The sequence below is a fragment of the Aminobacter sp. HY435 genome, assembly GCF_027568395.1.
In the GTDB taxonomy this organism is placed as follows: domain Bacteria; phylum Pseudomonadota; class Alphaproteobacteria; order Rhizobiales; family Rhizobiaceae; genus Aminobacter.
The window spans coordinates 142578-167192 of sequence record NZ_JANKZL010000004.1 but is presented as its reverse complement, the minus strand read 5'-3'; the positions used below and the strand labels follow the sequence as shown (position 1 = coordinate 167192).

Here is a 24615-nt window from a genome sequence, read left to right as displayed (position 1 = left end):
AGAAAGAGACTCGATCAAGTGGACGCCTCCCTCATCTTCGGAGAGGATGGCATGATGTGGGGTAAAGTCGGGCAATGCTCATGACAGTCAATCAAGCCACGGCGACAAGCGTCGATCAGAACGCGGTCGTCGAAGCCAGACAACTGGGGCTGACCTTCCAGACCAATGACGGCCCGGTGCGGGCGCTTTCCAATGTCGACCTGACCATCAACAAGGGCGAGTTCGTCTCCTTCATCGGCCCTTCGGGTTGTGGCAAGACGACGTTTTTGCGGGTGATCGCCGACCTCGAACAGCCGACGGAAGGGTCTATCTCGATCAACGGCATGTCGCCCGAGCAGGCCCGCGAGGCGCGCGCCTATGGCTACGTGTTCCAGGCGGCCGCGCTGTTTCCGTGGCGGACCATCGAGAGCAATGTCGGGCTGCCGCTCGAGATCATCGGGCTCTCCAAGGCCGAGCAGCAGGAGCGCATCAAGCGCACGATGGATCTGGTCAACCTCTCGGGCTTCGAGACGAAGTACCCCTGGCAGTTGTCGGGCGGTATGCAGCAGCGTGCCTCGATTGCCCGTGCGCTGGCGTTCGATGCCGACCTTCTCTTGATGGACGAGCCGTTCGGGGCGCTCGACGAGATTGTCCGCGATCACTTGAACGAGCAGTTGTTGCAGTTGTGGCGGCGGACCAACAAGACGATCTGTTTCGTCACCCACTCGATTCCGGAAGCCGTGTATCTGTCGACGCGCATCGTCGTCATGTCGCCGAGGCCCGGCCGCGTCACCGACGTCATCGAGTCGACGCTGCCCACGGAGCGGCCGCTCGACATCCGCGAAAGCCCGGAATTCCTGGCGATCGCCGCGCGTGTCCGCGACGGGCTGAGGGCGGGGCACAGCTATGAGGATTGAGGTGAGGGAGATGAGCATGGGCACTACCCCTAACCCCTCCCCACAAGGGGGAGGGGAATATTGGCGTCTCCTCTCAGCGGATGCTTTCGTTGATTCGGGTGAGGGCACTGCGGACAGCATTCCCCTCCCCCTTGTGGGGAGGGGTTAGGGGTGGGGGTAATCTTCATGCCATCGAGGATTCAGCCGTCCGAAATCTCGCGGGCGCGTCGGCTACGTCGCGCAATGACCGACGGCGAGCGAAAGCTGTGGTCCGAGCTTCGGGAGTTTCGGCGCTGGCATGGCATCCATGTTCGCCGCCAGGCACCCGTTGGCCCGTACGTCGTAGATTTCGTGGTTCATGAAAATGGACTCATTATCGAGGTCGATGGTGAACACCATTTTTCTCCCTCTGGAATGACGCGAGACCGAGTGCGCGACGATTGGCTTGCAACTCAGGGCTACAAGGTTCTGCGTTTCAACACCGGTGAACTTGAGACGGCATTCGACGGCTGCGTCGAAGAAATAATGCGGGAACTTGGATTGATGCTGGATACCCCCACCCCTAACCCCTCCCCACAAGGGGGAGGGGGACAAGGGCTAGAATGATGGATCGCCTCAGAGACCGGGTCGTTCCCGTCATCACCATCCTGCTGGTCATCGTCGCTGCGTGGTATGCGTTCGCCGTCTATATGAACGCGCCGTTCCAGCGCGATCTCGACCGGCGCGCCGGCGAGACGCGGACGACGATGGAATTCGTCGGCAAGACGCTGTCGCAGCCGAAGCCGACAATGCCTGCGCCGCACCAGGTGGCGCAGAACTTCTTCGAGAACACCTTCCTGCGGAAGGTCACCAGCAACCGGAGCCTTGTCTACCACGCGTGGGTGACGCTGTCGTCGACGCTGCTGGGTTTTGCTTTCGGCACCGCACTCGGCATCCTGATCGCCGTCGGCATCGTCCATGTGCTGGCGCTCGACCGCTCGCTGATGCCGTGGATCATCGCTTCACAGACGATCCCCATCCTTGCGGTGGCGCCGATGATTATCGTGGTGCTGGCGGCGATCGGCATCACCGGGCTGATCCCCAAGGCGCTGATCTCGACCTACCTGTCGTTCTTCCCCGTGGCGGTCGGCATGGTGAAAGGGCTGCGTTCACCCGATCTCATGCATCTCGACCTGATGCACACCTACAATGCGAGCAAGTCGCAGACCTTCTGGAAACTGCGCGTGCCTGCCTCGGTGCCGTTCCTGTTCGCCTCGATGAAGGTGGCGGTGGCGGCGAGCCTGGTCGGCGCGATCGTCGGCGAACTGCCGACGGGGGCTGTGGCCGGCATCGGCGCCAAGCTGCTCGCCGGCGCCTACTACAGCCAGACCATCGACATCTGGGCGGTGCTGGTCGCCGGTTCCCTGGTGGCGGCGATGCTGGTGGTGCTTGTCGGCCTCGTCGGCAAGCTGGTTGAACGGTCGATGGGCGGGAGACCGGCATGATGAACTCCAAACCGTCCTGGCAGGTCTTTGCGGCGCTGGTGCTATGCGCCATCGCCATGGCGACGATGCCGATGCTGGCGACCGAAGCTGCCGCGCCGATGTCGAGAGCAACGACCTCGCTGATCATCGGGCTCATCGCATTGGCTGCCGTCGCGTCCTTCGCCATGTTTTCCGGCGTGGCGAGCGCTGCAGTGCTGTTCGTCGGCGCGCATGGCGCGGCCTGGCTTTTGATCTCGGGCATATCAGGCAACGAGGGCATGGCGCGCATGCCATACTTCCTGCTGCTGGCCGCGGCGTGGCTGCTCGCCTGGCGCTGCGTCTCGGAACTGTCAGCGCTGAAGCCGAAATCGCCACAGGTCAGGACTTTCCTGCGCCTGCTGATCCCGGCGATCTTCGGCGCGTGGATCCTGATCATATGGGAGGCCGTGACCCGGGGGGCGGGCATTCCGTTCATCCTGCTGCCGCCGCCGAGCGCGGTCGCAGCCAAGCTCGCCAGTTCGGTGCCGATCCTGGCCGCCGACGTCTGGCAGACTATCTTCAAGGCGGTGCTGTTCGGCTATGTCGTCGGCTGTGCCGCGGGCTTCGCCGTTGCCATCCTCGCCGATCGGGTGGCGTTCCTGCGCAGGGGGCTTTTGCCGATCGGCAACATGGTGTCGGCGCTGCCGATCATCGGCGTCGCACCGATCATGGTGATGTGGTTCGGCTTCGACTGGCAGTCCAAGGCGGCGGTGGTCATCATCATGACCTTCTTCCCGATGCTGGTGAACACGGTGGCGGGGCTCACCGCCTCTGGCCACATGGAGCGCGACCTGATGCGCACCTATGCGTCGAACTACTGGCAGACGCTGTTCAAGCTCAGGCTGCCGGCGGCGATGCCGTTCATCTTCAACGCGTTGAAGATCAACTCGACGCTGGCGCTGATCGGCGCCATCGTCGCCGAATTTTTCGGCACCCCTGTCGTCGGCATGGGTTTCCGCATCTCGACCGAGATCGGGCGCATGAATGTCGACATGGTCTGGGCGGAGATCGCAGTTGCGGCTCTGGCCGGTTCCGTCTTCTATGGCGTGGTCGCCCTGATCGAGAGGGCCACCACTTTCTGGCATCCGTCCGTCCGTGGTGGACGGGCGTGACCTGAGCTCCTTGGGCGGGGCCGCGGTCCAACTTCAGAGGGAAAAAAGAAGATGAAAAGACTTATGGTTTCACTGATGGCGGGGGCGATGTCGCTGGCCGCCGCCCAGGCGCTCGCAGCCGACAAGGTTGCGCTGCAGCTGAAGTGGGTGACGCAGTCGCAGTTCGGCGGCTATTACGTCGCCAAGGACAAGGGCTTCTATGAGGAGGAAGGCCTTGATGTCGAGATCAAGCCGGGCGGCCCCGACATCGCTCCGGAGCAGGTGATCGCCGGCGGCGGCGCCGACGTTATCGTCGACTGGATGGGCGGGGCGCTGGCAGCCCGCGACAAGGGCGTCAATCTCGTCAACATCGCCCAGCCCTACAAGAAGGCCGGCATGCAGCTGGTCTGCCCCAAGGACGGACCGATCAAGACTGAAGCAGACTTCAAGGGCCACACGCTCGGCGTCTGGTTCTTCGGCAACGAGTATCCGTTCTACGCCTGGATGAACAAGCTCGGCCTGCCGACCGAAGGCGGCAAGGACGGCGTCACCGTTCTCAAGCAGAGCTTCGACGTGCAGCCGCTGATCCAGAAGCAGGCCGACTGCATCTCGGTCATGACCTACAACGAGTACTGGCAGCTGATCGACGCCGGCTACAAGCCGGAGGACCTGATCGTCTTCAACTACACCGCCATGGGCAATGACCTGCTCGAGGACGGCCTGTACGTCATGGAAGACAAGCTCAAGGATCCGGCTTTCGAAGACAAGATGGTGCGTTTCGTGCGCGCCTCGATGAAGGGCTGGAAGTACGCTGTCGACAATCCAGACGAGGCAGCCGGCATCGTAGTTGAAAACGGCGGCCAGGACGAAAACCACCAGAAGCGCATGATGGGCGAAGTGGCCAAGCTGATCGACAACGCCGACGGCAAGCTGATCCCCGCCGCCTATGAGCGCACCGCCAAGGCGCTGCTCGACCAGAAGATCATCACCAAGGAGCCCTCGGGCGCCTGGACGTCTGCGATCACCGACAAGGCGATCAAGTAGTTCACAGGTGATTTCGCATCGGGAAAGGGGCGGGCGACCGCCCCTTTTTCTTTGAGGTTTGAACTCGAGGTGCGTCCTTCGAGGCCCTCCTGGTGGATTGTCGACCTGTTCACCCGGCCGAATGACGGGCTCCCCCAAGACCCTCATGGTGAGCCTGTCGAACCACGGGTTTTGGGGCGCGCAGAGCATGGCGCCAAGCGCCCTCGTGGTTCGACAGGCTCACCATGAGGGCTACTGGAGTGCTTTCGCCCTGAAGTCGGCTACTGCGCCAGGGTGTAGAAGGTCAGCGCGCGGGGCTCGCCCTTGGAATAGTTCATGCCCTCGATGCTGCCGATTTCCCGGACGCCGACGGCAGCGTTGGGCACGGCGGCAAGGAACTGCTTGTTCTCGGACGCCCCGACCACCGCAATCCCGCAGGCGGGGTCGGCTGTCAGTGCGGCGGCAGCGCCGGCGCCATCGGTCAGCAAGGTCTGTGTTCCCGCGAGGAAGACCAGGCTCGGCTCGTGGTAGCCGGCGGAGACCAGCCGCGAGCTCGGGCATGGCTTCAACTGCTCGAAACGCTGGGCGATCTCGGGGCTCAGCCAGACAGGCTTGAGCGGCGGCAAAACCTTGGCGGTCAGCACGCCGAAGGCGGCGGCCGCGGCAGCCGCCGCGAAGGCGACACGCTTCACCGGTGCCATGTTGTCGGGGGCGCCGATGCCGTAGCGGGCGGCGATCAGCACCAGAAGCCCGGCCAGCAACCCCCACCACGAGAAGTAGCCGAGGAAATAGGGCGTGATGGCGAAGGCGATGGCGGCAAGGCCGATGCTGATGCCGAACATGCCGAAGGCGCAGGCACGGCGCAGCCAGGATTGCCAGCGCGACAGTTCGATGCTGGCGGCCGACTTGTCGGTCAGCGCCCAGGCCATCAGCAGGATCATCGCCGGATAGGCGGGCAGGGCGTAGTGCGGCAGCTTGGTGGGGATCGCCTCGATGGCGATCCAGTACGGGATGTACCAGGCAAGGCAGAACAGCAGGCGCGGGTCCTGGCGGAAGCGCTTGAGCGCCTTGAGCCCGCCCTCGAGCGCGACCAGAGCGAAAGGCCACATGAACACCGAGTAGGTGAGGAAGTAGTAGCCAGGCGGGAAACCGTGCGATTCCTGGCCGGAGCCGACCTTGCTGAGCAGGTCCTTGCCGACAGATTCCTGCCAGAACTCGGAGCCGGTCTTTATCGTGATGAGGACCAGCCAGGGTGCTGCGACGAGCAAGGTCACCAGCAGGCCGGTGAAAGGGCGCAGCTTGCGCAGCCAGGCGCGGTCACGGTCGAAGACGACCAGTGCTGCGATGGTGAGCACGCTGAGGAAGGGGATGACCGGTCCCTTGATGAGCAGCGCCAGCCCTTGCGCGAACCAGAACAGCCAGTTGGCGCGGTCCTGGGGCTTGCCGGCCTTGTGGCCGAGATAGATGGCGGCAAGCGACCCTTGCGCCAGAAGAGCGGTGGCGAGCAGCGTAGCGTCGGTCTTGGCGATCCGCGCCTCGAAGCCGAGCATCAGGATGCCCATCAGCCCCAGGCCGGCGATGACGCCGGCGGACGGGCCGAACATGCGGGTGCCGATGAAGGTCAGGGCCAGCACCGAAAACGTGCCGGCGAGCACGGACACGAGGCGATAGACCCAGATCGGCGCGTCGCTGCCCTGGCCGCTCAACAGCACGGCTGCCGATTGCAGCCAGTAGATGCCGGCCGGCTTCTTGTAGCGCGGCACATCCTGGAAGCGGATGTCGACATAGTCGCCGCTCTCGACCATCTGCTTGGTGGCCTGGACGAAGCGCGACTCGTCACGGTCGGTCGGTGGCAGCGAGGCGATGCCGGGAATGAAGGCGAACAGGCAAAGCGCCGCCAGCATCAGATAAGTGAGCGGGGCCAAGGTTTTGCGAGGCGTTTCCGAGATATTGATTCCGGCAGCCGACATGCGCTGGCTCACTCGGTTTCGGACATGGCGGCGCGCCGCTCATTGGCGATCAGCCAGAGATTGCGGATGTAGATGAACAGGCCGAGCCCCTGGCCGGCGATGAAGACCGGATCCTGGCGCTTGATGGCATAGATCAGCAGCAGGGCGCCGCCGCCGAGCGAGAAGAACCAGAAGGCGATCGGCACCACCGAACGCTTGGCACGCTCGGAAGCGAGCCACTGGACGACAAAGCGCATGGTGAAGAAGCCTTGCGCGACAAAGCCGAGCAGGATCCAGCCGTCGAACTGCGCGATGAAAACGTCGTGCAACCAGGTTCCGAGTTCGGAAATCAGGTTCATTGGCCAAGCTCCGTGACTGTTGGCACGACCTTGCGGCGGCGGCGCAGCCACCACACGCCCGTGAGGTCGAGGATGCCGCGCAGGCCGCGGTCGAGGATGCCATAGTTGGATTTGCCGTGGATGCGCGAGCGATCGACCACATCGACATGGACGACGCCGCGTCCTTCGCGGATGACGAGCGCGGGCAGGTAGCGGTGCCAGCCGTCGAAATAGGGCAATTGCCTAAAGAGGCTGGTGTGAACGGCCTTGAGGCCGCAACCGGAGTCGCGCGTGCCGTCGCGCAGGATCATTTCGCGCAGCCCGTTGGCGAAGCGCGACGACAATTGCTTGAGCTTGGTGTCGGTGCGCTTGAGGCGCTGGCCGGCAGCGATGCCGATCGCAGGGCCAGCGGCGAGGAGCGCGTCGGCGAGCTTGGGCAGGTAGGACGGGTCGTTCTGGCCGTCGCCGTCCATGGTGACGACGATCGCGCCCCTGGCTGCGAATACGCCTGAACGCACCGCCGCACTCTGCCCGGCCGAGTGGCTATGGCGGACATGGCGCAGGCGGCCAGCGGTGCGGGCAAGTTCGGCCAGCACGTCGGCGGTGCGATCGGTCGAGCCGTCGTCGACGACGATCACCTCATAGTCGCGGCCAGCCATCGCCTGATGCACCTCGCCGACCAGGATCGGCAGGTTCTCGGCTTCGTTCTTGCACGGAATGACGATTGAAATCATCAGCTTGCCTGGGGAAATGTCTGATCATTGCGGGAAATGCGCCGCCTCAATAGCATCAAAGAAGCGCATTTGCCACGACTGCAATGTCGCCGCGACTGCAGCGGTCAGCGCTTGTCCCTGATGTCGCTCAGCGTGCGTGTCGGCGTGATCGCCTCCGGATCGAGCTTGATCTCGATGATCGAAGGCTTGCGGCTTGCGCGGGCGCGCTCGAAGGCGGCGGCGAACTCGTCGGTCTCGCGCACAGTTTCACCGTGTCCGCCATAGGCGCGGGCGAGGGCGGCGAAGTCGGGGTTCTTCAGCCCGGTCGCTTCGACGCGGCCAGGATATTCGCGCTCCTGGTGCATGCGGATGGTGCCGTAGATACCGTTGTTGACGACGATGACGATGATCGGGAGGTTGTATTGCACGGCGGTGGCGAATTCCTGGCCGTTCATCAGGAAGCAGCCGTCGCCGGCGAACGCCACGACTTCGCGATCGGGGAAGATGCCCTTGGCGGCAACCGCCGCAGGCGTTCCGTAGCCCATCGAGCCCGACGTCGGCGCACCCTGCGTTGCGAAGCGGCGGAAGCGGTGGAAACGGTGGACCCAGGTGGCGTAGTTGCCAGCGCCGTTGGTGAGGATGGCGTCCTCGGGCAGCACTTTTTCGAGCCAGTTCATGATCGGGCCCATCTGCACGGCGCCGGGGCCGGCGAGCGGTGGGGTCGACCATTCGAGATAGGCCGCGTGCAGCGCCTTGGTGGCCTCGGCCCATGCCGGCCTGGCTGCCGGCTTGCGCCTGGCGAACGCCTCAACGAAAGCGGCGGGGGTGGCGTTGATGGCGACCGTCGGGCGATAGACGCGGCCGAGCTCGTCGGCATCGGCGTGGACGTGGACCAGCTTCTGGTCCGGGTAGGGACTCTTGATCAGGGTGTAGTCGGACGACGGCATTTCGCCGAAGCGGCCGCCGACGAGCAGCACGACATCGGCCTCCTTGATCGCCTTGGCGATCTTCGGGTTGACGCCGATGCCGACGTCGCCGGCGTAGTTTTCGTGCAGGTGATCGAACAGCATCTGCCGGCGGAAGGACACGCCAACCGGCAGCGCCCAGTTTTCCGAGATCTTCTTGATCTTCTCGACCGCCTCGGCGTTCCAGCGGGTGCCGCCAAGGATGACGAAGGGGTTCTTCGCGCCGTTGAGCAGGGCCTCGAGCTTGGATAGCTCCTCCTCGCCGGGGCGGGTCTCGACCGGGGTGGCCGGCAGGGCGGCCGGGGCCTCGACTTCGCTGGTCAGCATGTCCTCGGGCAGGGAGATGACCACAGGGCCGGGACGGCCGGAGGTGGCGACGGAAAAGGCGCGGGTGACCAGTTCCGGAATGCGGGCGGCATCGTCGATCTCGACGACCCATTTGGCGATGTCGCCGAAGAAGCGGCGGTAGTTGACCTCCTGGAAGGCCTCGCGCTCCTTGGCGTGGCTCGCGACCTGGCCGATGAACAGGATCATCGGGATGGAGTCCTGCATGGCGATGTGCACGCCGGCCGACGCGTTGGTCGCACCCGGGCCGCGGGTGACGAAGCAGATGCCCGGCATGCCGGTGAGGCGGCCGTAGCAGTCCGCCATCATCGCCGCGCCGCCTTCCTGGCGGCAGACAATGCTCTGGATGGCAGAATCATGCAGGGCGTCGAGAACGGCGAGATACGACTCGCCCGGGACGCAATACATGCGGTCGACGCCATTGGCCTCGAGCGCGTCGACGATCAGTTGTCCGCCGGTCTTCATTTCGCGTTATTCTCCAGTTCGGCAAGAATTTCTGCGGTGTGTTCGCCAAGGCGCGGCGAGGGCCGTTCGTATGCAAGAGGGGTTTCAGACATGACCATCGGCGCGCGCACCGAGGGCAGCGCATTGCCGTGGCCGTCGTCGAGATCCATGCGCATGCCGCGCGCGGCGACCTGCGGATCGTCGAACATCTGTGCGATGGTGTTGATCGGGCTCGCCGGCACACCCGCGGCCTCGAGTTTGGCGAGCAGATCGGCCCGGTCGAAACGGCTGAGGGCTTCGACGATCATGTCACGCAAGGGACCGCGATTGGTCACGCGCGCCGCGTTGGTCGCATATTCGGCCTTGGCGGGCAGGTCGGCGAGGCCGACAATTGCGCAGAACTTCTGAAACTGGCCGTCATTGCCGACTGCCAGGATGAAGTGACCGTCGCGCACCGGCAGCACCTCGTAAGGCGCGATGTTCATGTGGGCGTTGCCCATCTGGACGGGCGCCTTGCCGGAAACCAGGAAGTTCAGGTTCTGGTTGGCGAGCACCGAAACCTGCGAGTCAAACAGCGCCATGTCGATCTGCTGGCCCTGGCCAGTGGCCTCGGCGTGGCGCAGCGCCGCCTGAATTGCGATGACGGAATAAAGCCCGGTGAACAGGTCGGAGACGGCAACGCCGGCCTTCTGCGGCTCGCGGCCGGGCTCGCCGGTGATGGACATCAGGCCGGCCATGCCCTGGACGATGAAATCATAGCCCGCACGCGGGGCATAAGGTCCGGTCTGGCCGAAACCGGTGATCGAGCAGTAGACGAGCCTGGGGTTGATCTTCCTCAGGCTGTCATAGTCGAGGCCGTATTTCTTCAAGCCGCCAAGCTTGAAGTTCTCGATGAAGACATCGGCGTCAGCCGCCAGCTTGCGTACGATCTCCGCACCTTCAGGCGTCGAGAAATCGATGGCGATCGAGCGCTTGCCGCGATTGCAGGAATGATAGTAGGCGGCCGAGAGGTTTTCGCCGTCGTGGCTGGTGACGAAGGGCGGACCCCATTTGCGGGTGTCGTCGCCGCCATCGGGATTCTCGACCTTGATGACGTCGGCGCCGAGGTCGGCGAGCAACTGCCCGGCCCAGGGACCGGCGAGGATGCGGGCCAGTTCGATGACGCGAACACCGTGGAGGGGCGGATTGCTCATGAGACACCAAGGATCATTGCGGACGCTATCTTCAACAGGGCCCCGCTCTATCAGGAGTCCATCGCCGCCGCCACCTCGTTGCGATGGGCCAGCGGGTGCTGGTTATCGCAAGGGGAGGCGTTCGAGCCAGCCGGCGAAATCCGCCATGATCATGTCGCGGTTCACCTCGTTGAGGCTTTCGTGGCGGGTCTCGGGATAAACCGTTGAAACGAGATTCGAAAAGCCCATCCTGCGCAGCCTGGCGGCAAGGGCCTCGACCGCCTTGCCGCCATCGGTGGCCGGGTCGCATTGGCCGCCCACGAGGTTGAACGGCAGGTCCTTGCGCACGGGCGCGAAGTTGCGGTCGTCGGCGCCATTGAAGATCAGTTCGAAGACGGCGCTCCACATCGACACCGACGCATTCCAGCCGCAAAGGGGATCGGCGACATAGGCGTCCACCTCGGTTGCATCGCGTGACAGCCAGTCGAACTCCGTGCGGCGGTCGGGCACCTTCTTCGCCCAATCGGCAAAGGTCAGCTTGGGCAGCAGGCGCGACGGCACGTCGGAGCCCAGCCGGAACCGCTCGTAGGCGAGGATCGCCTGCGCCAGCCTGCCAAGGACGCCGGCGGAGAAGTTGGCGTTCCAGATGGCGGCTGCAGCCACCCGGCCGGAGTGGCGAAGGACGTAATTGAGGGTGATCAGCCCGCCCATCGAATGGCCGAAGATGACGACCGGCAGGCCGGGGTGCTGTTCGGCGATATGGTCGTGTACGGCGCCGACATCGGCCAGCACGCGATCGACGCCGTTGCTGGCTGCGAACCGGCCGAGCGGGGCGTCGGTGGCGCTGGTTGAGCCATGGCCACGGTGGTCGTGGGCGTAGACGTGGTAGCCGCGCGCGGCGAGGAAATCGGCGAAGCGGGCGTAGCGGGCGGCATGTTCGGCGAGGCCATGGTTGATCTGGATCGCCGCCCTGGCCGGCGTGGCGGCCTGGCGTGAGTAAAGGCTGAGCCGGGCTGCTGTCGGAGACGCAATCGAGATGTGGCTGTCGAACGGCATTGTTGTCTCCCCTGCAACGACTGTTGGGTGAGGAGGCGAGAAGCGTCAAGGGTGGTTGCACTGTCCTGCACAACGACAATGTCAGGAGGTGTCGGCTGGCCCCTTGTTCGACGGATGACAGCCCATATATTCCGCTAACTTCTTGTGCCGGATCGCCCCCGCCGGCTGCTTTGTGTCCTTTTCATTTCCCCCACACCACAAGTGATCGTCATGCAGCCGATTATTTCCGTTTCCAATCTTTCAAAGACCTATGCGTCTGGTTTCTCGGCACTCAAGGACATCAATCTCGATATCCGCCGTGGCGAAATCTTCGCATTGCTCGGCCCAAACGGGGCCGGCAAGACGACGCTGATCAGCATCATCTGCGGCATCGTCAATGCCTCAGCCGGCAAGGTTCTGGCTGACGGCCACGACATTGTCACCGATTATCGCGCGGCGCGATCGCGCATCGGCCTTGTGCCGCAGGAGCTGACGACCGACGCGTTCGAGACTGTCTGGGCGACGGTCAGCTTCAGTCGCGGCCTGTTCGGCAAGGCGGCCAACCCCAGGCACATCGAAAAGGTGCTCAGGGACCTGTCGCTGTGGGAAAAGAAGGACGACAAGATCATCACCTTGTCGGGCGGCATGAAGCGGCGCGTGATGATTGCCAAGGCGCTGTCGCACGAACCGCAGATCCTGTTCCTTGACGAGCCGACTGCCGGTGTCGACGTCGAGCTCAGGCGCGATATGTGGGAGGTGGTGCGGCAGCTGCGCGAGACCGGCGTCACCATCATCCTGACGACGCACTACATCGAAGAAGCCGAGCAGATGGCCGACCGCGTCGGCGTGATCAGTCATGGCGAAATCATCCTGGTCGAAAACAAGGCCGAGCTGATGCACAAGCTTGGCCGCAAGCAGCTGACGCTGCAGTTGCAGGTCCAGCTGGAAACGCTGCCGCCGGCATTGGCGAGCCATGGGCTGGAGCTTGCTGACGACGGCAACGAGCTGGTCTACACCTACGACACGCAAGGCGAGCGGACCGGCATCACTGCCCTGCTCAAGGATCTCAACGACGCCGGAATCCGCTTCCGCGACCTGCAGACCAAGCAGAGCTCGCTCGAAGAGATTTTCGTCAATCTGGTGAGTGAACGGCGATGAATTTTTACGCGATCCGCGCAATCTACCTGTTCGAAATGGCACGCACCTGGCGCACGCTGCTGCAAAGCATCGTCTCGCCCGTCATCTCGACCTCGCTCTATTTTGTCGTCTTCGGCGCTGCCATCGGCTCGCGCATCAGCGAGATCAACGGCATCAGCTACGGCGCCTTCATCGTGCCGGGCCTGATCATGCTGTCGCTGTTGACCCAGAGCATCTCCAATGCGTCGTTCGGCATCTATTTCCCGAAATTCGTCGGCACCATCTACGAGCTTTTGTCGGCGCCAGTGTCCTATCTGGAGATCGTCATCGCCTATGTCGGGGCGGCGGCGTCCAAGTCGATCATCCTCGGGCTGATCATCTTGGCCACGGCTGCCCTATTCGTGCCGCTGCAGATCCAGCATCCGGTCTGGATGCTGCTGTTTTTGGTGCTGACGGCGGTGACCTTCAGCCTGTTCGGCTTCATCATCGGAATCTGGGCCGGCAGCTTCGAACAGCTGCAACTGGTGCCGCTGCTGATCGTCACCCCGCTGACCTTCCTGGGCGGCAGCTTCTATTCCATCGACATGCTGCCGCCGTTCTGGCGCACGGTGTCGCTGTTCAACCCGGTGGTCTACCTGGTCAGCGGCTTCCGCTGGAGCTTCTTTGGCGTCTCCGACGTCAATGTCGGCATCAGCCTCGGCATGACGCTGGCGTTTCTTGCCGCCTGCCTTGCCACGATCTGGTGGATCTTCAAGACCGGTTGGCGCGTCAAGGCGTAACGGCGGGCTACTCAGCCCATTCCCTGTCGGCGGTGAAGGCGATCGTCAGCCAGCGGTCGGGACCTTCATCGCCGAGCGCGTCGCCGATCTCGTCGCGCAGGCTGTCCCATTCCTCGATGGTTTTTGCGGGCAAGCCCGGCGGCACGATGAAGTAGAGCTCGACCTGCATCAGGCGTCCGACCTTGGCGACGTAGGCGCGATAGGAAACGAAGCCGTGCTTCTTCACGGTGGCGCGGGAAACCTCGTCGACATGCGCCTTCAACGCCTCGGGCGTGATCAGCAATATGTCGGAGAAGGCCTGGCGAACGGTGCCGATGGGCATCGGAATGATGATCACGCAGACCAGCGCAAGAACCGCCGGGTCGACATAGGGCGCAATCCAGCTCAGTTGGGTGTCTTCGACCAGGCTGCCGCCGATGAAGGCGATCAGCAGGGCTGCGGTGATGCCGCCGGACATCAGCCAGGCAGTGACGTCCAGCGCCACGAAATCGGACTGGATGGTGCGGTTGGCGCGACTGCCGATGAACGCCATGGTCAGGCATGCGGCGAGGGTGACGGCCGCATAGATGATGGCGTAGTCGAATTCGAGCTGATGGCCGCCCGACAGCAGGCTGCTGATGGCGTTGATCAGGGCGTAGACGGACACGCTGATCAGGACCATGCCGTTGAGGCCGAGCACGATGGGCTCAAGGTGCCAGAAACCCAACGAAAAGCGCTTGTGAAGCCTGCGGTTGTGGCTGGCATTAGCGGTGATCAGGCGCGCAACGATCAAGGCCAGGATGGTCATGCTGGCATCGGCGAGCGAATAGGCGCCGTCGAAGGCGATCGAAAACGAGCCTGACAATATGCCGAAGACGATGCCGAACACCGCGACGAGCAGCGTCATGGCGATGGAAGTTCGAAGGACGCTGGTTTCGTTGCGCATGGGCTCGGTGTCTGGAGGTGCAGCCTGGAGGCGGGCGGCGGCTGCCTGAGGATCGTCGGGTTCAGTATAGGGCAGCCGGCCTGTCGTGCCACTCCCTGCTGCGCCCATTGTCTGTCGCAAAACACCGATGCGATTTTGGGTTGTGGCGCCTGCGCCATGCACTAGTCTGTCGAGGTGGCGCGGCTGCAGGCGGGAAAGAGCATGAATTTCAGCACTTTGTCCGGACATGGCTATCTGTTCATCGGCGGACTGATCCTGGTTGGTGCCGGGCTGCTGATAATCTCGCTGATTTTCAACCTTCGGGTGGCGCACAGCGTGCGCGAGGACGTGCGCTATCGCGAAAAGCTGCACGAATATTACCGCAACATATTCTCGCAGCTGGGCGTGATCCTGATCGGCATCGGGGTGTCGCTGTTCATCTTCTTCTTCCAGCAAAACTACCAGGATCGCCGCAAGCGCGAGGTTGAGCTGCAGCAGGTCTATGCCAAGCTGGCGCTGCGGGTGGCGCGCGGCGCGGCGATCGCCGGATCGCTCGACGCGTTCGACGAATTGCTCGACGATGGCGGCGCCTATCGCAACCCCGAGGACGGCGGGGCAAACCGGGTGGTGAACGCCAGCGGCGAGGCGCTGGCGAACCAGGTCGCCAAGCTTCTGCTGGTCGAGCGCGACGTCGACGCCGGCGAGTTCGAGGTGATGAACGTCTCCAGGGATTTCGAGGCGTCGTTCGTCGCCAATGAGCTGGACCCGGTGTTGTGGTTCAACATCGTCCGCGACGAGAGCGACCTGCGCTACGCGACGACCCAGCTCGCCCTCGACTACAAGGACCTGCACGAGGCGATCGGCGACCAGCCCATCGCCATGGCGATGGGCGATCCCGAAAGGCTGGCGCGGATCAAGCAGGAGGTGCTGGATATCTTTTACGACGCCGACCTTTTGCGCCAGCGCAGCCGCAAGGTCTTGGGCCGCGCGTGCTGGTTCTACAGCAAAGGTCTCGATTTTGTCGCGCTAAGGCCAGTCGCCGCAATCGAAGCCGATGCCAAGTCGCAGCAGGACTGGCTCGCCATGGCCAGGCCGGTTCTGGAGCGGTCGAAATCCGGCAACGGCGATTGCTACAAGCTGCTGCATTACGACCTGCCGCAGTCCGGCGGATGAGCGAGTTCCAGCCGGCGGCTGCACTGTCCTAGCTGGAGGCCAGGCGGAAGCTTTCGCGCCCGCCGCTCGGAACAACGATCAGCTGCTTGACCTTGCCCTGCTTGAAGGCGTTGAGGAAGCGGTTGTAGTCCTCGAAGGCGACGCAGCCGTGCGACTCCTCGCGGCCGCCGCGCAGCAGGTAGCTGTGGGTCAAAAATCCATCGCGGCCGAACTTGTTCTTGCCGTCGACCGGCAGCATGCGGATCGCCTCGACGCCGTGGAAGCGGCTTTCGCGCATCCTGAGATTGTAGGTGTGCGGCGGGGTCGGTCCGTTCATCTTGACATGAGCGTAGCGTGGGTTGTCGGCCATCTTGCCGATGCCGGAATGGGCTTCGAGCACGCTGCCGTCGGGCATGTAGACCTTGGCGGCGGAAATGTCGTAGACGGCGACGCCCTTGCCGGCCCTGGTCTTGCCGCCGAACAGGTCGCCCAGAAGCGAGCGGCTTTTGGGCTTCTTTTCTGCCGGGGCGTCGGGCCGGGCATAGGCCAGCGTCTTCGGCTTCGTGGATTGTTCTTCGGCCTTCGGCGCGGCTGGCGTTTCAAGCTTTGCGGCAGGTTGTTCCTCTTGTGGGCGAAGCTGCGGCACGGGAGCAACCGAAGGAGTGTCTTCGAAAACGGGCAGGGAGGCGATGTCTTCGTCGCGCGCCGCGGCGCGCTCGTCGTCCGTGGGCGCGGTCAGCAACGCCGACAAGGCAGCGTCGGCCGTGGCACCGGGAGACGGGGCGGCATAGGCGAGGACCGTCGGCGCAGCCGTGCCGGTATTGGCAGGTTGGGCAGGGGCGGCGACCGTGGTTTGCGCAAGCTGCGCGTCGGTCGAGGGGCCGAACAGGCTGGCGAGCATGGCCGAGGAGACGGCCGCCTTGCGCGCCACGGCATCGAAACGCGCGGCATTGGCGCTGGCGGCGACGACCGTGGCCCCGGCATGGCGCGCGGACGTGCCGAGGTTGGCGTCGAGCCTGGCGACAATCACAGGCTTCTTGGGAGCTGTCGGGCGCGCGAATTTGTCGGTGCTGACATAGGCGACCGGGCCATGCGCCTTGAGCCTGCTGGTCCGATCGACATGCGGCGCGGGCATCAGCGAGTTGGCGCCGACAGCGTGGGATTTGCCCATCGCGACGACCCCGGCCATCGACCAGGCGGCCATGCCAGCAAGGGCCGTGCCGAAGCCGGCGATCAGCAGGGGGCGCAACAGGCGGCGCAAGGACTGTGAACGAACGATGTGACTCAAACGCGTAGCAAACCAGTTGTCCCGCAACGACTTTCGGCCGGCGAACGGCCGCTGTGCGTGATTTCCGGAATGTCCCCAACTCGACAGAACGATGGAGAAAGGATGGACAAATGTGGTTAATTTTTGCTTTGCGCCGAAGCGTGGGGCGCGACACTTTCCGCGTCGACAGGAAGTTCGGACTGCCGCGTACCGGAGAATGCGGTTTGTCGGTCCGCCCCAAAAGCATTTGCCGTTTGGGGTAGGATCGCCTACATAGCGCCCAACTCCTATCACTTGAGAAGCAGGATACGCGCGCGTGGCACGCCAGTTCATCTATCACATGTCGGGACTGACCAAGTCCTACGGCGCCAAGAAGGTGCTCGATAACCTCAACCTGTCGTTCTACCCGGACGCCAAGATCGGCATTCTCGGCCCCAACGGCGCCGGCAAGTCGACCGTGCTGAAGATCATGGCCGGCCTCGACAAGGAATGGTCGGGCGAAGCCTGGCTGGCTGATGGCGCGACCGTCGGCTACCTGGCGCAGGAGCCGCATCTCGATCCGGCCAAGACCGTGTTCGAGAATGTCATGGACGGCGTTTCCAAGAAGACAGCCATCATCGAGCGCTACAACGAGCTGATGATGAACTACTCGGACGAGACCGCCGACGAGGGCGCCAGGCTGCAGGACGAGATGGACCGTCTCAACCTGTGGGACCTGGAACAGCAGGTCGAGATGGCGATGGACGCGCTGCAGTGCCCGCCCGGCGACTCCGAAGTGACCCAGCTGTCGGGTGGCGAACGCCGCCGCATCGCGCTGTGCCGCCTGCTGCTCGAACAGCCTGACCTTCTGCTGCTCGACGAACCGACCAACCATCTCGACGCCGAGACCACGGCGTGGCTGGAAAAGCACCTGCGCGACTATCCGGGCTCGGTGCTGATCATCACCCACGATCGCTACTTCCTCGACAACGTGACCGGCTGGATCCTCGAGCTCGATCGCGGCCGCGGCATCCCCTATGAGGGCAACTACACCAAGTATCTCGACGCCAAGGCCAAGCGCCTGATCCAGGAAGGCCGCGAGGACGATTCGCGCCAGAAGGCGATCTGGCGCGAACGCGAGTGGATCGCATCCTCGCCCAAGGCACGCCAGACCAAGTCCAAGGCGCGTATCAAGGCCTATGAGGAACTGGTCGAGCAGTCGCAGAACCGCAAGCCGACCGACACGCAGATCGTCATCCCGGCCGGCGAACGCCTCGGCAACGTGGTGATCGAGGTCGATAGCGTGAACAAGGGCTATGGCGACGAACTGCTGATCGAAAACCTGAACTTCAAGCTGCCGCCCGGCGGCATCGTCGGCGTCATTGGCCCCAACGGCGCGGGCAAGACCACGCTATTCAGGATGATCACCGGTCAGGAAACGCCCGATGCCGGCACGATCCGCGTCGGCGAGACCGTCAAGCTCGGTTATGTCGACCAGAGCCGCGATGCCCTTGACCCGACCAAGACGGTCTGGGAAGAGATTTCCGGCGGCGCCGAAGTGATCAAGCTCGGCAAGCATGAAGTGAACAGCCGCGCCTATTGCTCGTCGTTCAACTTCCGTGGCGGCGACCAGCAGCAGCGCGTCGGCAACCTGTCTGGTGGTCAGCGCAACCGCGTCCACCTCGCCAAGATGCTGAAGAACGGCGGCAACGTCTTGCTGCTCGACGAACCGACCAACGATCTCGACACCGAAACTCTGGGTGCGCTCGAAGACGCGCTGGAAGCATATGCCGGCTGCGCCGTCATCATCTCCCACGATCGTATGTTCCTCGATCGCATGGCCACCCACATGCTGGCCTATGAAGGCGATGCGCATGTCGAGTGGTTCGAAGGAAACTTCGAAGAATACGAGAAGGACAAGATCCGTCGTCTCGGCGCCGATGCGGCCACCCCGCACCGGATGAGCCACAAGCGCCTGACGCGCTAAGAGGCTTCATGAACGCCCCGCCCAAAGCGGGGCGTTTTGTTTTCATGCCTGCCTCCCGGAGTTTTTGCCATGAAGGACTGGTCCGCCGCGCAGTATTTGAAGTTCGAGGACGAGCGGACGCGGCCGGCGCGGGATCTTCTCGCGCAGGTGGCGCTGGAGCGGCCAAGCTCGGTGGTCGACATCGGCTGCGGCCCGGGCAATTCGACGGAGTTGCTTGTCGAGCGCTGGCGGGAGGCGAAAGTGTCGGGCTTCGACTCGTCGCCGGCAATGATCGCCGAAGCGCGCCAGCGCCTGCCGTCGATCGCGTTCGACCTCGCCGACGCCGAGAGCTGGACACCGGACGAGCCGGTCGACGTGATCTTTGCCAATGCCGTCTTCCAGTGGCTGCCCAACCACCAACAGGTGCTCAAGCGTCTGATGGGGCTGCTTGCGCCCGGCGGGTTCCTGGCCGTGCAGATGCCGGACAATATCGGCGAGCCGTCGCATGTGGCGATGCGCGAAACGGCTGCCGCGATGCCGTTCGCGGCGAAGATCGCGGATGTCGCGCGCGCGCCGCTGCCGCCGGTCAGATCCTACTACGACTTGCTCGAGCCGCTGTCGGCCAGGGTCGACATATGGCACACCAACTACAACCATCCGCTGGCCGACGCCGCTGCGATCGTCGAGTGGGTCAAGGGGACGGGGCTCAAGCCGTTCATCGATCCACTCGATGCCGACGAGCGCAAGGCCTATCTCGACGCCTACACCGCGCGGATCGCCGCCGCCTATCCGCCAATGGCGAATGGCAAGGTGCTGCTGCGCTTCCCCCGGCTGTTCATGGTCGCGCAGAGAAAGTTGCCCTAAGCCCCAGGCCGCGCAGTCGGCCCCGTATTCGAATGGCTCAACGTGGCGTAGAGTGCTGCGCAGCGAATCTGGGGGGCCTTCACAGGCAAGGTTGGCGAGCAATACAGGCATTGGACGGTTTTATGCATCGCGTGGTCATCAGCGGTATTGGCGTTGAAATTCCTCAAGCGTCGATCAGCAACGATGAGTTGGTCGAGAGCTTCAATGCGTGGGCCGACATCGAAAACGCCAGGCGCGAGGCAGCCGGCGAAGAGCCGATCAAGAAATCGGACAGCGAGTTCATCGTCTATGCCTCAGGCGTCAAGCAGCGCCATGTGCATACGCTGGACGGGATCCTCGACCCCAGGCGCATGACCCCGCGCATTCCGGCCCGCGCCGACGATGCGCTGTCGGTGGAGGCCGAATTCGGCGTTGTTTCGGCGAAGCGCGCGTTGGAGCATGCCGGGCTGACCGGCGCCGACATCGACATGGTGATCTGCGCGGCCTCGCACCAGCAGCGGCCCTATCCGGCAATCGCCATCGAGATCCAGAAGGAACTCGGCATCGAGGGTGCTGCCTTCGACATGAGCCTCGGCTGTTCCTCGGCGGCGGCGGCATTGCATGTGGCCTACAATCTGGTGCGCTCCGGCGGGCAGAAGCGCGTGCTGATCGTCACGCCCGAGATCATCACCGGCCACCTCAATTTCCGTGACCGGCAGACGCATTTCATCTTCGGCGATGCGTCGGTGGCGCTGGTCGTCGAGGCGCTTGGTCCGAAAGAGACGCGTCCGGGCCGCTTCGAGATACTCGATACGCGCAACTGGACGCAGTTTTCCAACAATATCCGCACCAATTTCGGCTTCCTGCTGCGCGCCGGGCAGGAAAACCCCTCCGTCGTCGAGATGGAGGGCAACATGATCAAGCAGGTGGGCAACAAGGTGTTCAAGGAGGTGACGCACGCCGCGCACCGCTTCATCACCGCTTTCCTCGCCGACCATGGCATGACGCCGTCCGACATCAGGCGCTACTGGCTGCACCAGGCCAATGCGCGGATGAACGCGATGATCCTGAAGCTGGCGCTGGGCCACGAGGCTGACCAGGACACCGCGCCGATGGTGCTGGAGCGACTGGGCAATACGGCCGCCGCCGGCGCGATCATCGCGCTCCAGGAGAACCACGAGGACATGAAGCCGGGCGACCATGGGCTGATCTGCGCCTTCGGCGCCGGTTATTCGATCGGCGGCGCGCTGGTGCGGATGATGTGATCTTGCGCGATGCGCCGGGGCGTCGCGCCGCATCACGAATGGTGATCTTGAGATCAGGCTTTTTGTCTGGATTTCGGGACGCCTGATCGGCATGGTGCCGCCTCCAATCTGGAGACAGCCATATGCTCGACGCCACGGCGCACCGTGAGGACCAACCTGAAATCATTGCGGGCAGGAAGCTCGTGGCGCGCGTCGCCGGCATCTTTGGTGCGCCGTTCGACCATTTTGTCACGCGCGCCGCGGATGCGTTGCCGCTGACCTTCGAGGGGATCGACGGCGATTTCCACGCCGGCCACACCAGGCGCTCGGGCGGCAGGGAACCTTGGTATCCGCGCGGCACGGAAATGCGCAACGAACGCCAGCTTTCCATTGTCGCGCCCGATGAGCTGGCGATCGTCGCCGAGCGCATGGGCCTTGCCGAGATCAAGCCGGAGTGGATCGGCGCAAACCTTCTGCTCGACGGCGTGCCGATGCTGTCGATGCTGCCGGCCGGCACGATGCTGTTTTTCAAGGGCGGCGTGACCATCAAGATCGACGGCCAGAACGCGCCGTGCCGCATTGCCGGGCGCTCGATTGCCGAGCATGCCGGCATGGCCGACCACGAAGCCGGTTCGCTGCTGTTTCCCAAAGTTGCCAAGCGCCTGCGCGGGCTGGTTGGCTGGGTGGAAAAGCCCGGCGTGATATCAGCCGGCGAGGAGGTCTCGGTGCGGGTTCCGGAGCAGTGGATCTACAGGGCCTAGACGCTAGACGTCCTCGTCGTCGGGATCGAGCAGGCGGGTGGCGCGCCAGCGGGTGAGGGTGGCGTTGACCTGGTCGATGACGAAGAAACGCGCCGAATCGCGGTCGTAGCCGTCAGACAGAAGCTTCTCGTAGTCGGTGTGGACGTGGCGGACATGGGCGACGGTGGCCAGCCAGACGGCAATCGACGGCGGCAGCGTCTTCATGTGCACGGCGAGTGCGTCGGCGCGGATCACTTCCGTGTCGGAGTAGGGCGCGATCGGCAGGAGCGCGGTCAGCGCCTTGGCCACGGCGCGCTGGCGGCCGGTGGAGGCGGCCATGCTCAGGCGTCCTTGCCCGGTCGCGTGGCGTCGGGGATGGCGTCGACCGAGGCGAAATAGGGCTTCAGGTCAATGACAGGCGTGCCGTCGAGCGCGTCGATGGCGTCGAGCTCGATGACGCCTGCGTCGATGTCGAGCGAGACGATACGGGCGACATGCAGCCCTACCGGGTTGGGTCTCGCCGGTGAGCGCAGGGCGAAAACGCCTTTCGTGTCAGTGGCATGTCGCGGTTTCTGGACAATCAGATTCCGCGGCGCCTGTTCGAACCAGCTGAGCACGACGACATGGCTGAAGCCGGCAAGTCCGGCGAGCCCGGGCCGGTAGGGTGCGTCTATCGCAACTGTCGCGCCGCCGCCCCGTTCTCGCGCGGCATTCATGTTCTTGGGGCAGTCCTCGCGCAGCTTCCAGGGTGAGCCGATCCGGCCGATATAGGCGAGGCGGGCGTCGTCGGCATTCGCCGCAGGGTCGCCTGCAAGCCCGATTTCATCCTTGCGCTGCTCGAACATCTGCATGGCATCCTCCCATGGCCGCGCCATTTTGTTGCCCGCATGCGACATTGGGCGTTGCAATCACTCGCTTCATCACATAAAGATATGTTTATGTCTTTTGGCGAGAACCGAAGCCGATGCATGTGACGCTCGACACCATGGTAGATACATTGAAGGCGGCAGCCGAATCCAGCCGCCTTCGCATCCTGACGCTGCTTTCGCGCGGCGACCTGACCGTTTCGGACCTGACCGAGATCCTCGGCCAGTCGCAGCCGCGCGTTTCGCGGCACCTCAAGCTGTTGCTCGAAGCCGGCCTGATCGACCGCTACCAGGAGGGCTCATGGGCCTTCTTTCGCCTTGCCGACGCCGACCAGGCGCGCGGCTTCGTGCAGGGGCTGGTTTCGGGCATCGACGAAACCGATGGCCAGGTGACGCGCGACCTGGAACGGCTCGACGACGTCAAGCGCAGGCGGCAAGACAGGGCGGCGCAGTATTTCAGCGCCAATGCCGCAAGCTGGGACGAAATCCGTTCGCTGCATATCCCCGACCGCGCGGTCGAGACCGCCTTGCTGAAGCTGGTCGGCAGGCGGCCGTTCCAGTCGATGCTTGACCTCGGCACCGGCACCGGGCGCCTGCTCGAAATCTTCGCGCCGCTCTATCGTCGCGGCATCGGCATCGACATGTCGCGCGAAATGCTTGCGGTGGCGCGGGCCAATCTCGACAAGGCCGGCGTTTCCAACGCCCAGGTCCGGCAGGGCGACATCTTCTCGCCGCCGGTCGAGCGCGACGCCTTCGATCTCGTCACCATCCACCAGGTGCTGCATTTCCTCGACGATCCGGCGCGTGCCATCCAGGAGGCGGCGCGGCTGCTGCGGCCATCCGGCCGGCTGGTGATCGTCGACTTCGCCCCGCACGGGCTCGACTTCCTGCGCTCCGAACATGCGCATGCGCGGCTCGGCTTTTCCGACCGCCAGATCGCCGAATGGCTGGGCGAGGCCGGCCTGGAGCTCGAGGAGACGCAGGAGTTCGAACCGCGCGGCTCATCGAAGGCAAGCCTCACGGTCAAGCTGTGGATGGCGCGCGATTGCCGTCTGCTGATTGCCGATCCAAGTCCTGACATACAAACTGCAAGGGAAACCGCCTGATGAACCAATACCCGCTGTCCAGGCGTTCCGACATCGGCAACAAGATCCGTGTGTCGTTCGAATTCTTCCCGCCCAAGAACGACGACATGGAAGCACGCCTGTGGAGCACAGTGACCCGGCTGGAGCCATTGCGGCCGCAGTTCGTGTCGGTGACCTATGGCGCCGGCGGGACGACGCGCGAGCGCACCGCCCGCACCGTCAAGCGCATCCTTGAGGAGACGACGCTGACGCCGGCGGCGCACATGACCTGCGTCGATGCGACCCGCGAGGAGGTCGACCAGGTGATCGCGGAGTTTGCCGCCATGGGCGTGAAGCGCTTCGTTGCGCTGCGCGGCGACCCGAAGGAGGGCGTGGGTGCCGCCTATCGGCCGCATCCCGGCGGCTACGCCAACGGTGCGGACCTAGTGGGGGCGCTCAAGGCGCAGGGGGAATTCGACATCTCGGTGTCGGCCTACCCGGAAAAGCACCCCGAGAGCCCGGATTTCGCGACCGATTTCGACATGCTGAAGCGCAAGGTCGACCAGGGCGCGACGCGGGCGGTTACCCAGTTCTTCTTCGACAACGACCTCTACGAGCGTTACGTCGAGCGCGCCCGCAAGGCCGGCATCTACATCCCGATCGTGCCGGGGGTCCTGCCGATCCACAGCTTCACCCAGGTGGCCAATTTCGCCTCGCGCTGCGGCGCCCACGTGCCGGGCTGGCTGGCCGAGCGGTTCGAGGGGCTGGAAAACGACCCGCAGACCCATGCGCTGGTGGCCTCGGCGGTTGCGGTGGAGCAGGTGCTCGACCTGGTCGAGCGCGGCGTCGGCGATTTCCACTTCTACACGATGAACCGCGCCGACCTGGTGGTCGCGGTCTGCCACATGATCGGCATCCGCCCGCAGGTGGCGGTGCCGGGTTCGGCAGCGGCCTGAGGCGCAGCCCGCCCACCGCGGCGGCCCTCCAGACGCCGAAGAGGCCGGAACTTGCGTCCCGGCCTCTTCAAAGCTTTCCACCTTAGAGGTGCTATCGTCTTCCGCCGACTGAGCGGCCTTTTATGGAAGAACTCCAACAATGAGCGCGCCGATAAATGCAAACGCGGCGCAAATCATGAGTGCATTGATTGACCTTGTCAGTCCCATGCATAGCCTCCTCTGCGCAAGCCACAGGCCGGAATCTAGGGGCATTTCAGCCACACACA

The 24615-nt window shown here is 64.0% G+C and carries 24 protein-coding genes; 14 read left to right on the top strand and 10 right to left on the bottom strand.

What is annotated here, in order from left to right:
• Nucleotides 1-74: 74 nt before the first annotated feature.
• The 5 genes from PCJ21_RS05835 to PCJ21_RS05815 all read left to right on the top strand — a co-directional run bounded on the left by PCJ21_RS05835 (nucleotide 75) and on the right by PCJ21_RS05815 (nucleotide 4512).
• Nucleotides 75-896, top strand: a complete 822-nt coding sequence (locus PCJ21_RS05835; protein ID WP_269930434.1) for an ABC transporter ATP-binding protein — start codon at nucleotides 75-77, stop codon at nucleotides 894-896.
• Nucleotides 897-1061: 165 nt separating this feature from the next.
• The gene (locus PCJ21_RS05830; protein ID WP_269930695.1) at nucleotides 1062-1481 is read left to right on the top strand and encodes an endonuclease domain-containing protein; all 420 of its coding nucleotides are present in this window, start codon (nucleotides 1062-1064) and stop codon (nucleotides 1479-1481) included.
• Entirely contained in the window at nucleotides 1481-2359 is an 879-nt protein-coding gene (locus tag PCJ21_RS05825) for an ABC transporter permease (RefSeq protein ID WP_269930433.1), read from the top strand. The genes PCJ21_RS05830 and PCJ21_RS05825 overlap by 1 nt, the downstream gene beginning before the upstream one ends.
• A gap of 56 nt (nucleotides 2360-2415) precedes the next feature.
• Entirely contained in the window at nucleotides 2416-3489 is a 1074-nt protein-coding gene (locus PCJ21_RS05820) for an ABC transporter permease (RefSeq protein WP_442865975.1), read from the top strand.
• A gap of 51 nt (nucleotides 3490-3540) precedes the next feature.
• The gene (locus PCJ21_RS05815) at nucleotides 3541-4512 is read left to right on the top strand and encodes an ABC transporter substrate-binding protein (RefSeq protein ID WP_269930432.1); all 972 of its coding nucleotides are present in this window, start codon (nucleotides 3541-3543) and stop codon (nucleotides 4510-4512) included.
• Between the two features lie 260 nt (nucleotides 4513-4772).
• On the opposite strand, the gene PCJ21_RS05810 is transcribed toward PCJ21_RS05815, so the two are convergent.
• The 6 genes from PCJ21_RS05810 to PCJ21_RS05785 form a co-directional block, all read right to left on the bottom strand.
• Entirely contained in the window at nucleotides 4773-6416 is a 1644-nt protein-coding gene (locus PCJ21_RS05810; protein WP_333474385.1) for an ArnT family glycosyltransferase, read from the bottom strand.
• A gap of 53 nt (nucleotides 6417-6469) precedes the next feature.
• On the bottom strand, nucleotides 6470-6799 hold the full coding sequence (locus tag PCJ21_RS05805; protein WP_269930430.1) for a lipid-A-disaccharide synthase N-terminal domain-containing protein: 330 nt from the start codon (nucleotides 6797-6799) through the stop codon (nucleotides 6470-6472).
• Nucleotides 6796-7512 carry a glycosyltransferase family 2 protein gene (locus PCJ21_RS05800; RefSeq protein ID WP_269930429.1) on the bottom strand — a complete coding sequence of 239 codons (717 nt, stop codon included), beginning with the start codon at nucleotides 7510-7512 and terminating at the stop codon, nucleotides 6796-6798. The genes PCJ21_RS05805 and PCJ21_RS05800 overlap by 4 nt, the downstream gene beginning before the upstream one ends.
• A 104-nt stretch (nucleotides 7513-7616) precedes the next feature.
• On the bottom strand, nucleotides 7617-9266 hold the full coding sequence (locus PCJ21_RS05795) for a thiamine pyrophosphate-binding protein (RefSeq protein ID WP_269930428.1): 1650 nt from the start codon (nucleotides 9264-9266) through the stop codon (nucleotides 7617-7619).
• The gene (locus tag PCJ21_RS05790; protein WP_269930427.1) at nucleotides 9263-10438 is read right to left on the bottom strand and encodes a CaiB/BaiF CoA transferase family protein; all 1176 of its coding nucleotides are present in this window, start codon (nucleotides 10436-10438) and stop codon (nucleotides 9263-9265) included. Before PCJ21_RS05790 ends, PCJ21_RS05795 begins: the two co-directional genes overlap by 4 nt.
• Nucleotides 10439-10540: 102 nt before the next feature.
• Nucleotides 10541-11473 (bottom strand): alpha/beta fold hydrolase, encoded by a 933-nt coding sequence (locus PCJ21_RS05785; RefSeq protein WP_269930426.1) that lies wholly within the window; start codon nucleotides 11471-11473, stop codon nucleotides 10541-10543.
• Nucleotides 11474-11683: 210 nt separating this feature from the next.
• Here PCJ21_RS05785 and PCJ21_RS05780 point away from each other — a divergent pair, with 210 nt between their 5' ends.
• Complete coding sequence (locus tag PCJ21_RS05780; protein ID WP_269930425.1) at nucleotides 11684-12610, top strand: ABC transporter ATP-binding protein; 927 nt, start codon at nucleotides 11684-11686, stop codon at nucleotides 12608-12610.
• Nucleotides 12607-13368 (top strand): ABC transporter permease, encoded by a 762-nt coding sequence (locus PCJ21_RS05775; RefSeq protein ID WP_269930424.1) that lies wholly within the window; start codon nucleotides 12607-12609, stop codon nucleotides 13366-13368. Before PCJ21_RS05780 ends, PCJ21_RS05775 begins: the two co-directional genes overlap by 4 nt.
• Nucleotides 13369-13375: 7 nt before the next feature.
• On the opposite strand, the gene PCJ21_RS05770 is transcribed toward PCJ21_RS05775, so the two are convergent.
• Nucleotides 13376-14293: a cation diffusion facilitator family transporter gene (locus tag PCJ21_RS05770; protein ID WP_269930423.1), complete on the bottom strand. Its 918-nt coding sequence runs from the start codon at nucleotides 14291-14293 to the stop codon at nucleotides 13376-13378.
• Between the two features lie 201 nt (nucleotides 14294-14494).
• On the opposite strand from PCJ21_RS05770, the gene PCJ21_RS05765 reads away from it, so the two are divergent.
• The gene (locus PCJ21_RS05765; protein WP_269930422.1) at nucleotides 14495-15445 is read left to right on the top strand and encodes a hypothetical protein; all 951 of its coding nucleotides are present in this window, start codon (nucleotides 14495-14497) and stop codon (nucleotides 15443-15445) included.
• 28 nt (nucleotides 15446-15473) lie between these two features.
• On the opposite strand, the gene PCJ21_RS05760 is transcribed toward PCJ21_RS05765, so the two are convergent.
• Complete coding sequence (locus PCJ21_RS05760; RefSeq protein ID WP_269930421.1) at nucleotides 15474-16673, bottom strand: DUF2778 domain-containing protein; 1200 nt, start codon at nucleotides 16671-16673, stop codon at nucleotides 15474-15476.
• Nucleotides 16674-17007: 334 nt separating this feature from the next.
• On the opposite strand from PCJ21_RS05760, the gene ettA reads away from it, so the two are divergent.
• The 4 genes from ettA (at nucleotide 17008) to PCJ21_RS05740 (ending at nucleotide 21484) form a co-directional block, all read left to right on the top strand.
• The gene (ettA, locus tag PCJ21_RS05755) at nucleotides 17008-18657 is read left to right on the top strand and encodes an energy-dependent translational throttle protein EttA (RefSeq protein WP_269930420.1); all 1650 of its coding nucleotides are present in this window, start codon (nucleotides 17008-17010) and stop codon (nucleotides 18655-18657) included.
• A 69-nt stretch (nucleotides 18658-18726) separates the two neighbouring features.
• A complete protein-coding gene (gene tam, locus PCJ21_RS05750) occupies nucleotides 18727-19500 on the top strand; it encodes a trans-aconitate 2-methyltransferase (protein ID WP_269930419.1) in 774 nt (257 codons plus the stop codon).
• 122 nt (nucleotides 19501-19622) lie between these two features.
• A complete protein-coding gene (locus tag PCJ21_RS05745) occupies nucleotides 19623-20744 on the top strand; it encodes a beta-ketoacyl-ACP synthase III (RefSeq protein WP_269930418.1) in 1122 nt (373 codons plus the stop codon).
• 122 nt (nucleotides 20745-20866) lie between these two features.
• Nucleotides 20867-21484, top strand: a complete 618-nt coding sequence (locus PCJ21_RS05740; protein WP_269930417.1) for an MOSC domain-containing protein — start codon at nucleotides 20867-20869, stop codon at nucleotides 21482-21484.
• A 3-nt stretch (nucleotides 21485-21487) separates the two neighbouring features.
• Here the strand turns inward: PCJ21_RS05740 and PCJ21_RS05735 are convergent, their stop codons facing one another.
• Together PCJ21_RS05735 and tsaA are read right to left on the bottom strand one after the other, a co-directional pair.
• Nucleotides 21488-21802 carry a DUF2293 domain-containing protein gene (locus PCJ21_RS05735; RefSeq protein ID WP_269930416.1) on the bottom strand — a complete coding sequence of 105 codons (315 nt, stop codon included), beginning with the start codon at nucleotides 21800-21802 and terminating at the stop codon, nucleotides 21488-21490.
• Between the two features lie 2 nt (nucleotides 21803-21804).
• On the bottom strand, nucleotides 21805-22308 hold the full coding sequence (tsaA, locus tag PCJ21_RS05730) for a tRNA (N6-threonylcarbamoyladenosine(37)-N6)-methyltransferase TrmO (protein WP_269930693.1): 504 nt from the start codon (nucleotides 22306-22308) through the stop codon (nucleotides 21805-21807).
• A 119-nt stretch (nucleotides 22309-22427) separates the two neighbouring features.
• On the opposite strand from tsaA, the gene PCJ21_RS05725 reads away from it, so the two are divergent.
• The gene (locus PCJ21_RS05725) at nucleotides 22428-23435 is read left to right on the top strand and encodes an ArsR/SmtB family transcription factor (RefSeq protein ID WP_269930415.1); all 1008 of its coding nucleotides are present in this window, start codon (nucleotides 22428-22430) and stop codon (nucleotides 23433-23435) included.
• Entirely contained in the window at nucleotides 23435-24349 is a 915-nt protein-coding gene (metF, locus tag PCJ21_RS05720; protein ID WP_269930414.1) for a methylenetetrahydrofolate reductase [NAD(P)H], read from the top strand. Before PCJ21_RS05725 ends, metF begins: the two co-directional genes overlap by 1 nt.
• Nucleotides 24350-24615: the final 266 nt, after the last annotated feature.

Coding starts and splice junctions, on each gene's coding strand:
- PCJ21_RS05835 (WP_269930434.1), top strand. CDS start 75: ATGCTCATGACAGTCAATCAAGCCACGGCGACAAGCGTCGATCAGAAC.
- PCJ21_RS05830 (WP_269930695.1), top strand. CDS start 1,062: ATGCCATCGAGGATTCAGCCGTCCGAAATCTCGCGGGCGCGTCGGCTA.
- PCJ21_RS05825 (WP_269930433.1), top strand. CDS start 1,481: ATGGATCGCCTCAGAGACCGGGTCGTTCCCGTCATCACCATCCTGCTG.
- PCJ21_RS05820 (WP_442865975.1), top strand. CDS start 2,416: ATGGCGACGATGCCGATGCTGGCGACCGAAGCTGCCGCGCCGATGTCG.
- PCJ21_RS05815 (WP_269930432.1), top strand. CDS start 3,541: ATGAAAAGACTTATGGTTTCACTGATGGCGGGGGCGATGTCGCTGGCC.
- PCJ21_RS05805 (WP_269930430.1), bottom strand. CDS start 6,799: ATGAACCTGATTTCCGAACTCGGAACCTGGTTGCACGACGTTTTCATC.
- PCJ21_RS05800 (WP_269930429.1), bottom strand. CDS start 7,512: ATGATTTCAATCGTCATTCCGTGCAAGAACGAAGCCGAGAACCTGCCG.
- PCJ21_RS05795 (WP_269930428.1), bottom strand. CDS start 9,266: ATGAAGACCGGCGGACAACTGATCGTCGACGCGCTCGAGGCCAATGGC.
- PCJ21_RS05790 (WP_269930427.1), bottom strand. CDS start 10,438: ATGAGCAATCCGCCCCTCCACGGTGTTCGCGTCATCGAACTGGCCCGC.
- PCJ21_RS05785 (WP_269930426.1), bottom strand. CDS start 11,473: ATGCCGTTCGACAGCCACATCTCGATTGCGTCTCCGACAGCAGCCCGG.
- PCJ21_RS05780 (WP_269930425.1), top strand. CDS start 11,684: ATGCAGCCGATTATTTCCGTTTCCAATCTTTCAAAGACCTATGCGTCT.
- PCJ21_RS05775 (WP_269930424.1), top strand. CDS start 12,607: ATGAATTTTTACGCGATCCGCGCAATCTACCTGTTCGAAATGGCACGC.
- PCJ21_RS05770 (WP_269930423.1), bottom strand. CDS start 14,293: ATGCGCAACGAAACCAGCGTCCTTCGAACTTCCATCGCCATGACGCTG.
- PCJ21_RS05765 (WP_269930422.1), top strand. CDS start 14,495: ATGAATTTCAGCACTTTGTCCGGACATGGCTATCTGTTCATCGGCGGA.
- tam (WP_269930419.1), top strand. CDS start 18,727: ATGAAGGACTGGTCCGCCGCGCAGTATTTGAAGTTCGAGGACGAGCGG.
- PCJ21_RS05745 (WP_269930418.1), top strand. CDS start 19,623: ATGCATCGCGTGGTCATCAGCGGTATTGGCGTTGAAATTCCTCAAGCG.
- PCJ21_RS05740 (WP_269930417.1), top strand. CDS start 20,867: ATGCTCGACGCCACGGCGCACCGTGAGGACCAACCTGAAATCATTGCG.
- PCJ21_RS05735 (WP_269930416.1), bottom strand. CDS start 21,802: ATGGCCGCCTCCACCGGCCGCCAGCGCGCCGTGGCCAAGGCGCTGACC.
- tsaA (WP_269930693.1), bottom strand. CDS start 22,308: ATGTTCGAGCAGCGCAAGGATGAAATCGGGCTTGCAGGCGACCCTGCG.
- PCJ21_RS05725 (WP_269930415.1), top strand. CDS start 22,428: ATGCATGTGACGCTCGACACCATGGTAGATACATTGAAGGCGGCAGCC.
- metF (WP_269930414.1), top strand. CDS start 23,435: ATGAACCAATACCCGCTGTCCAGGCGTTCCGACATCGGCAACAAGATC.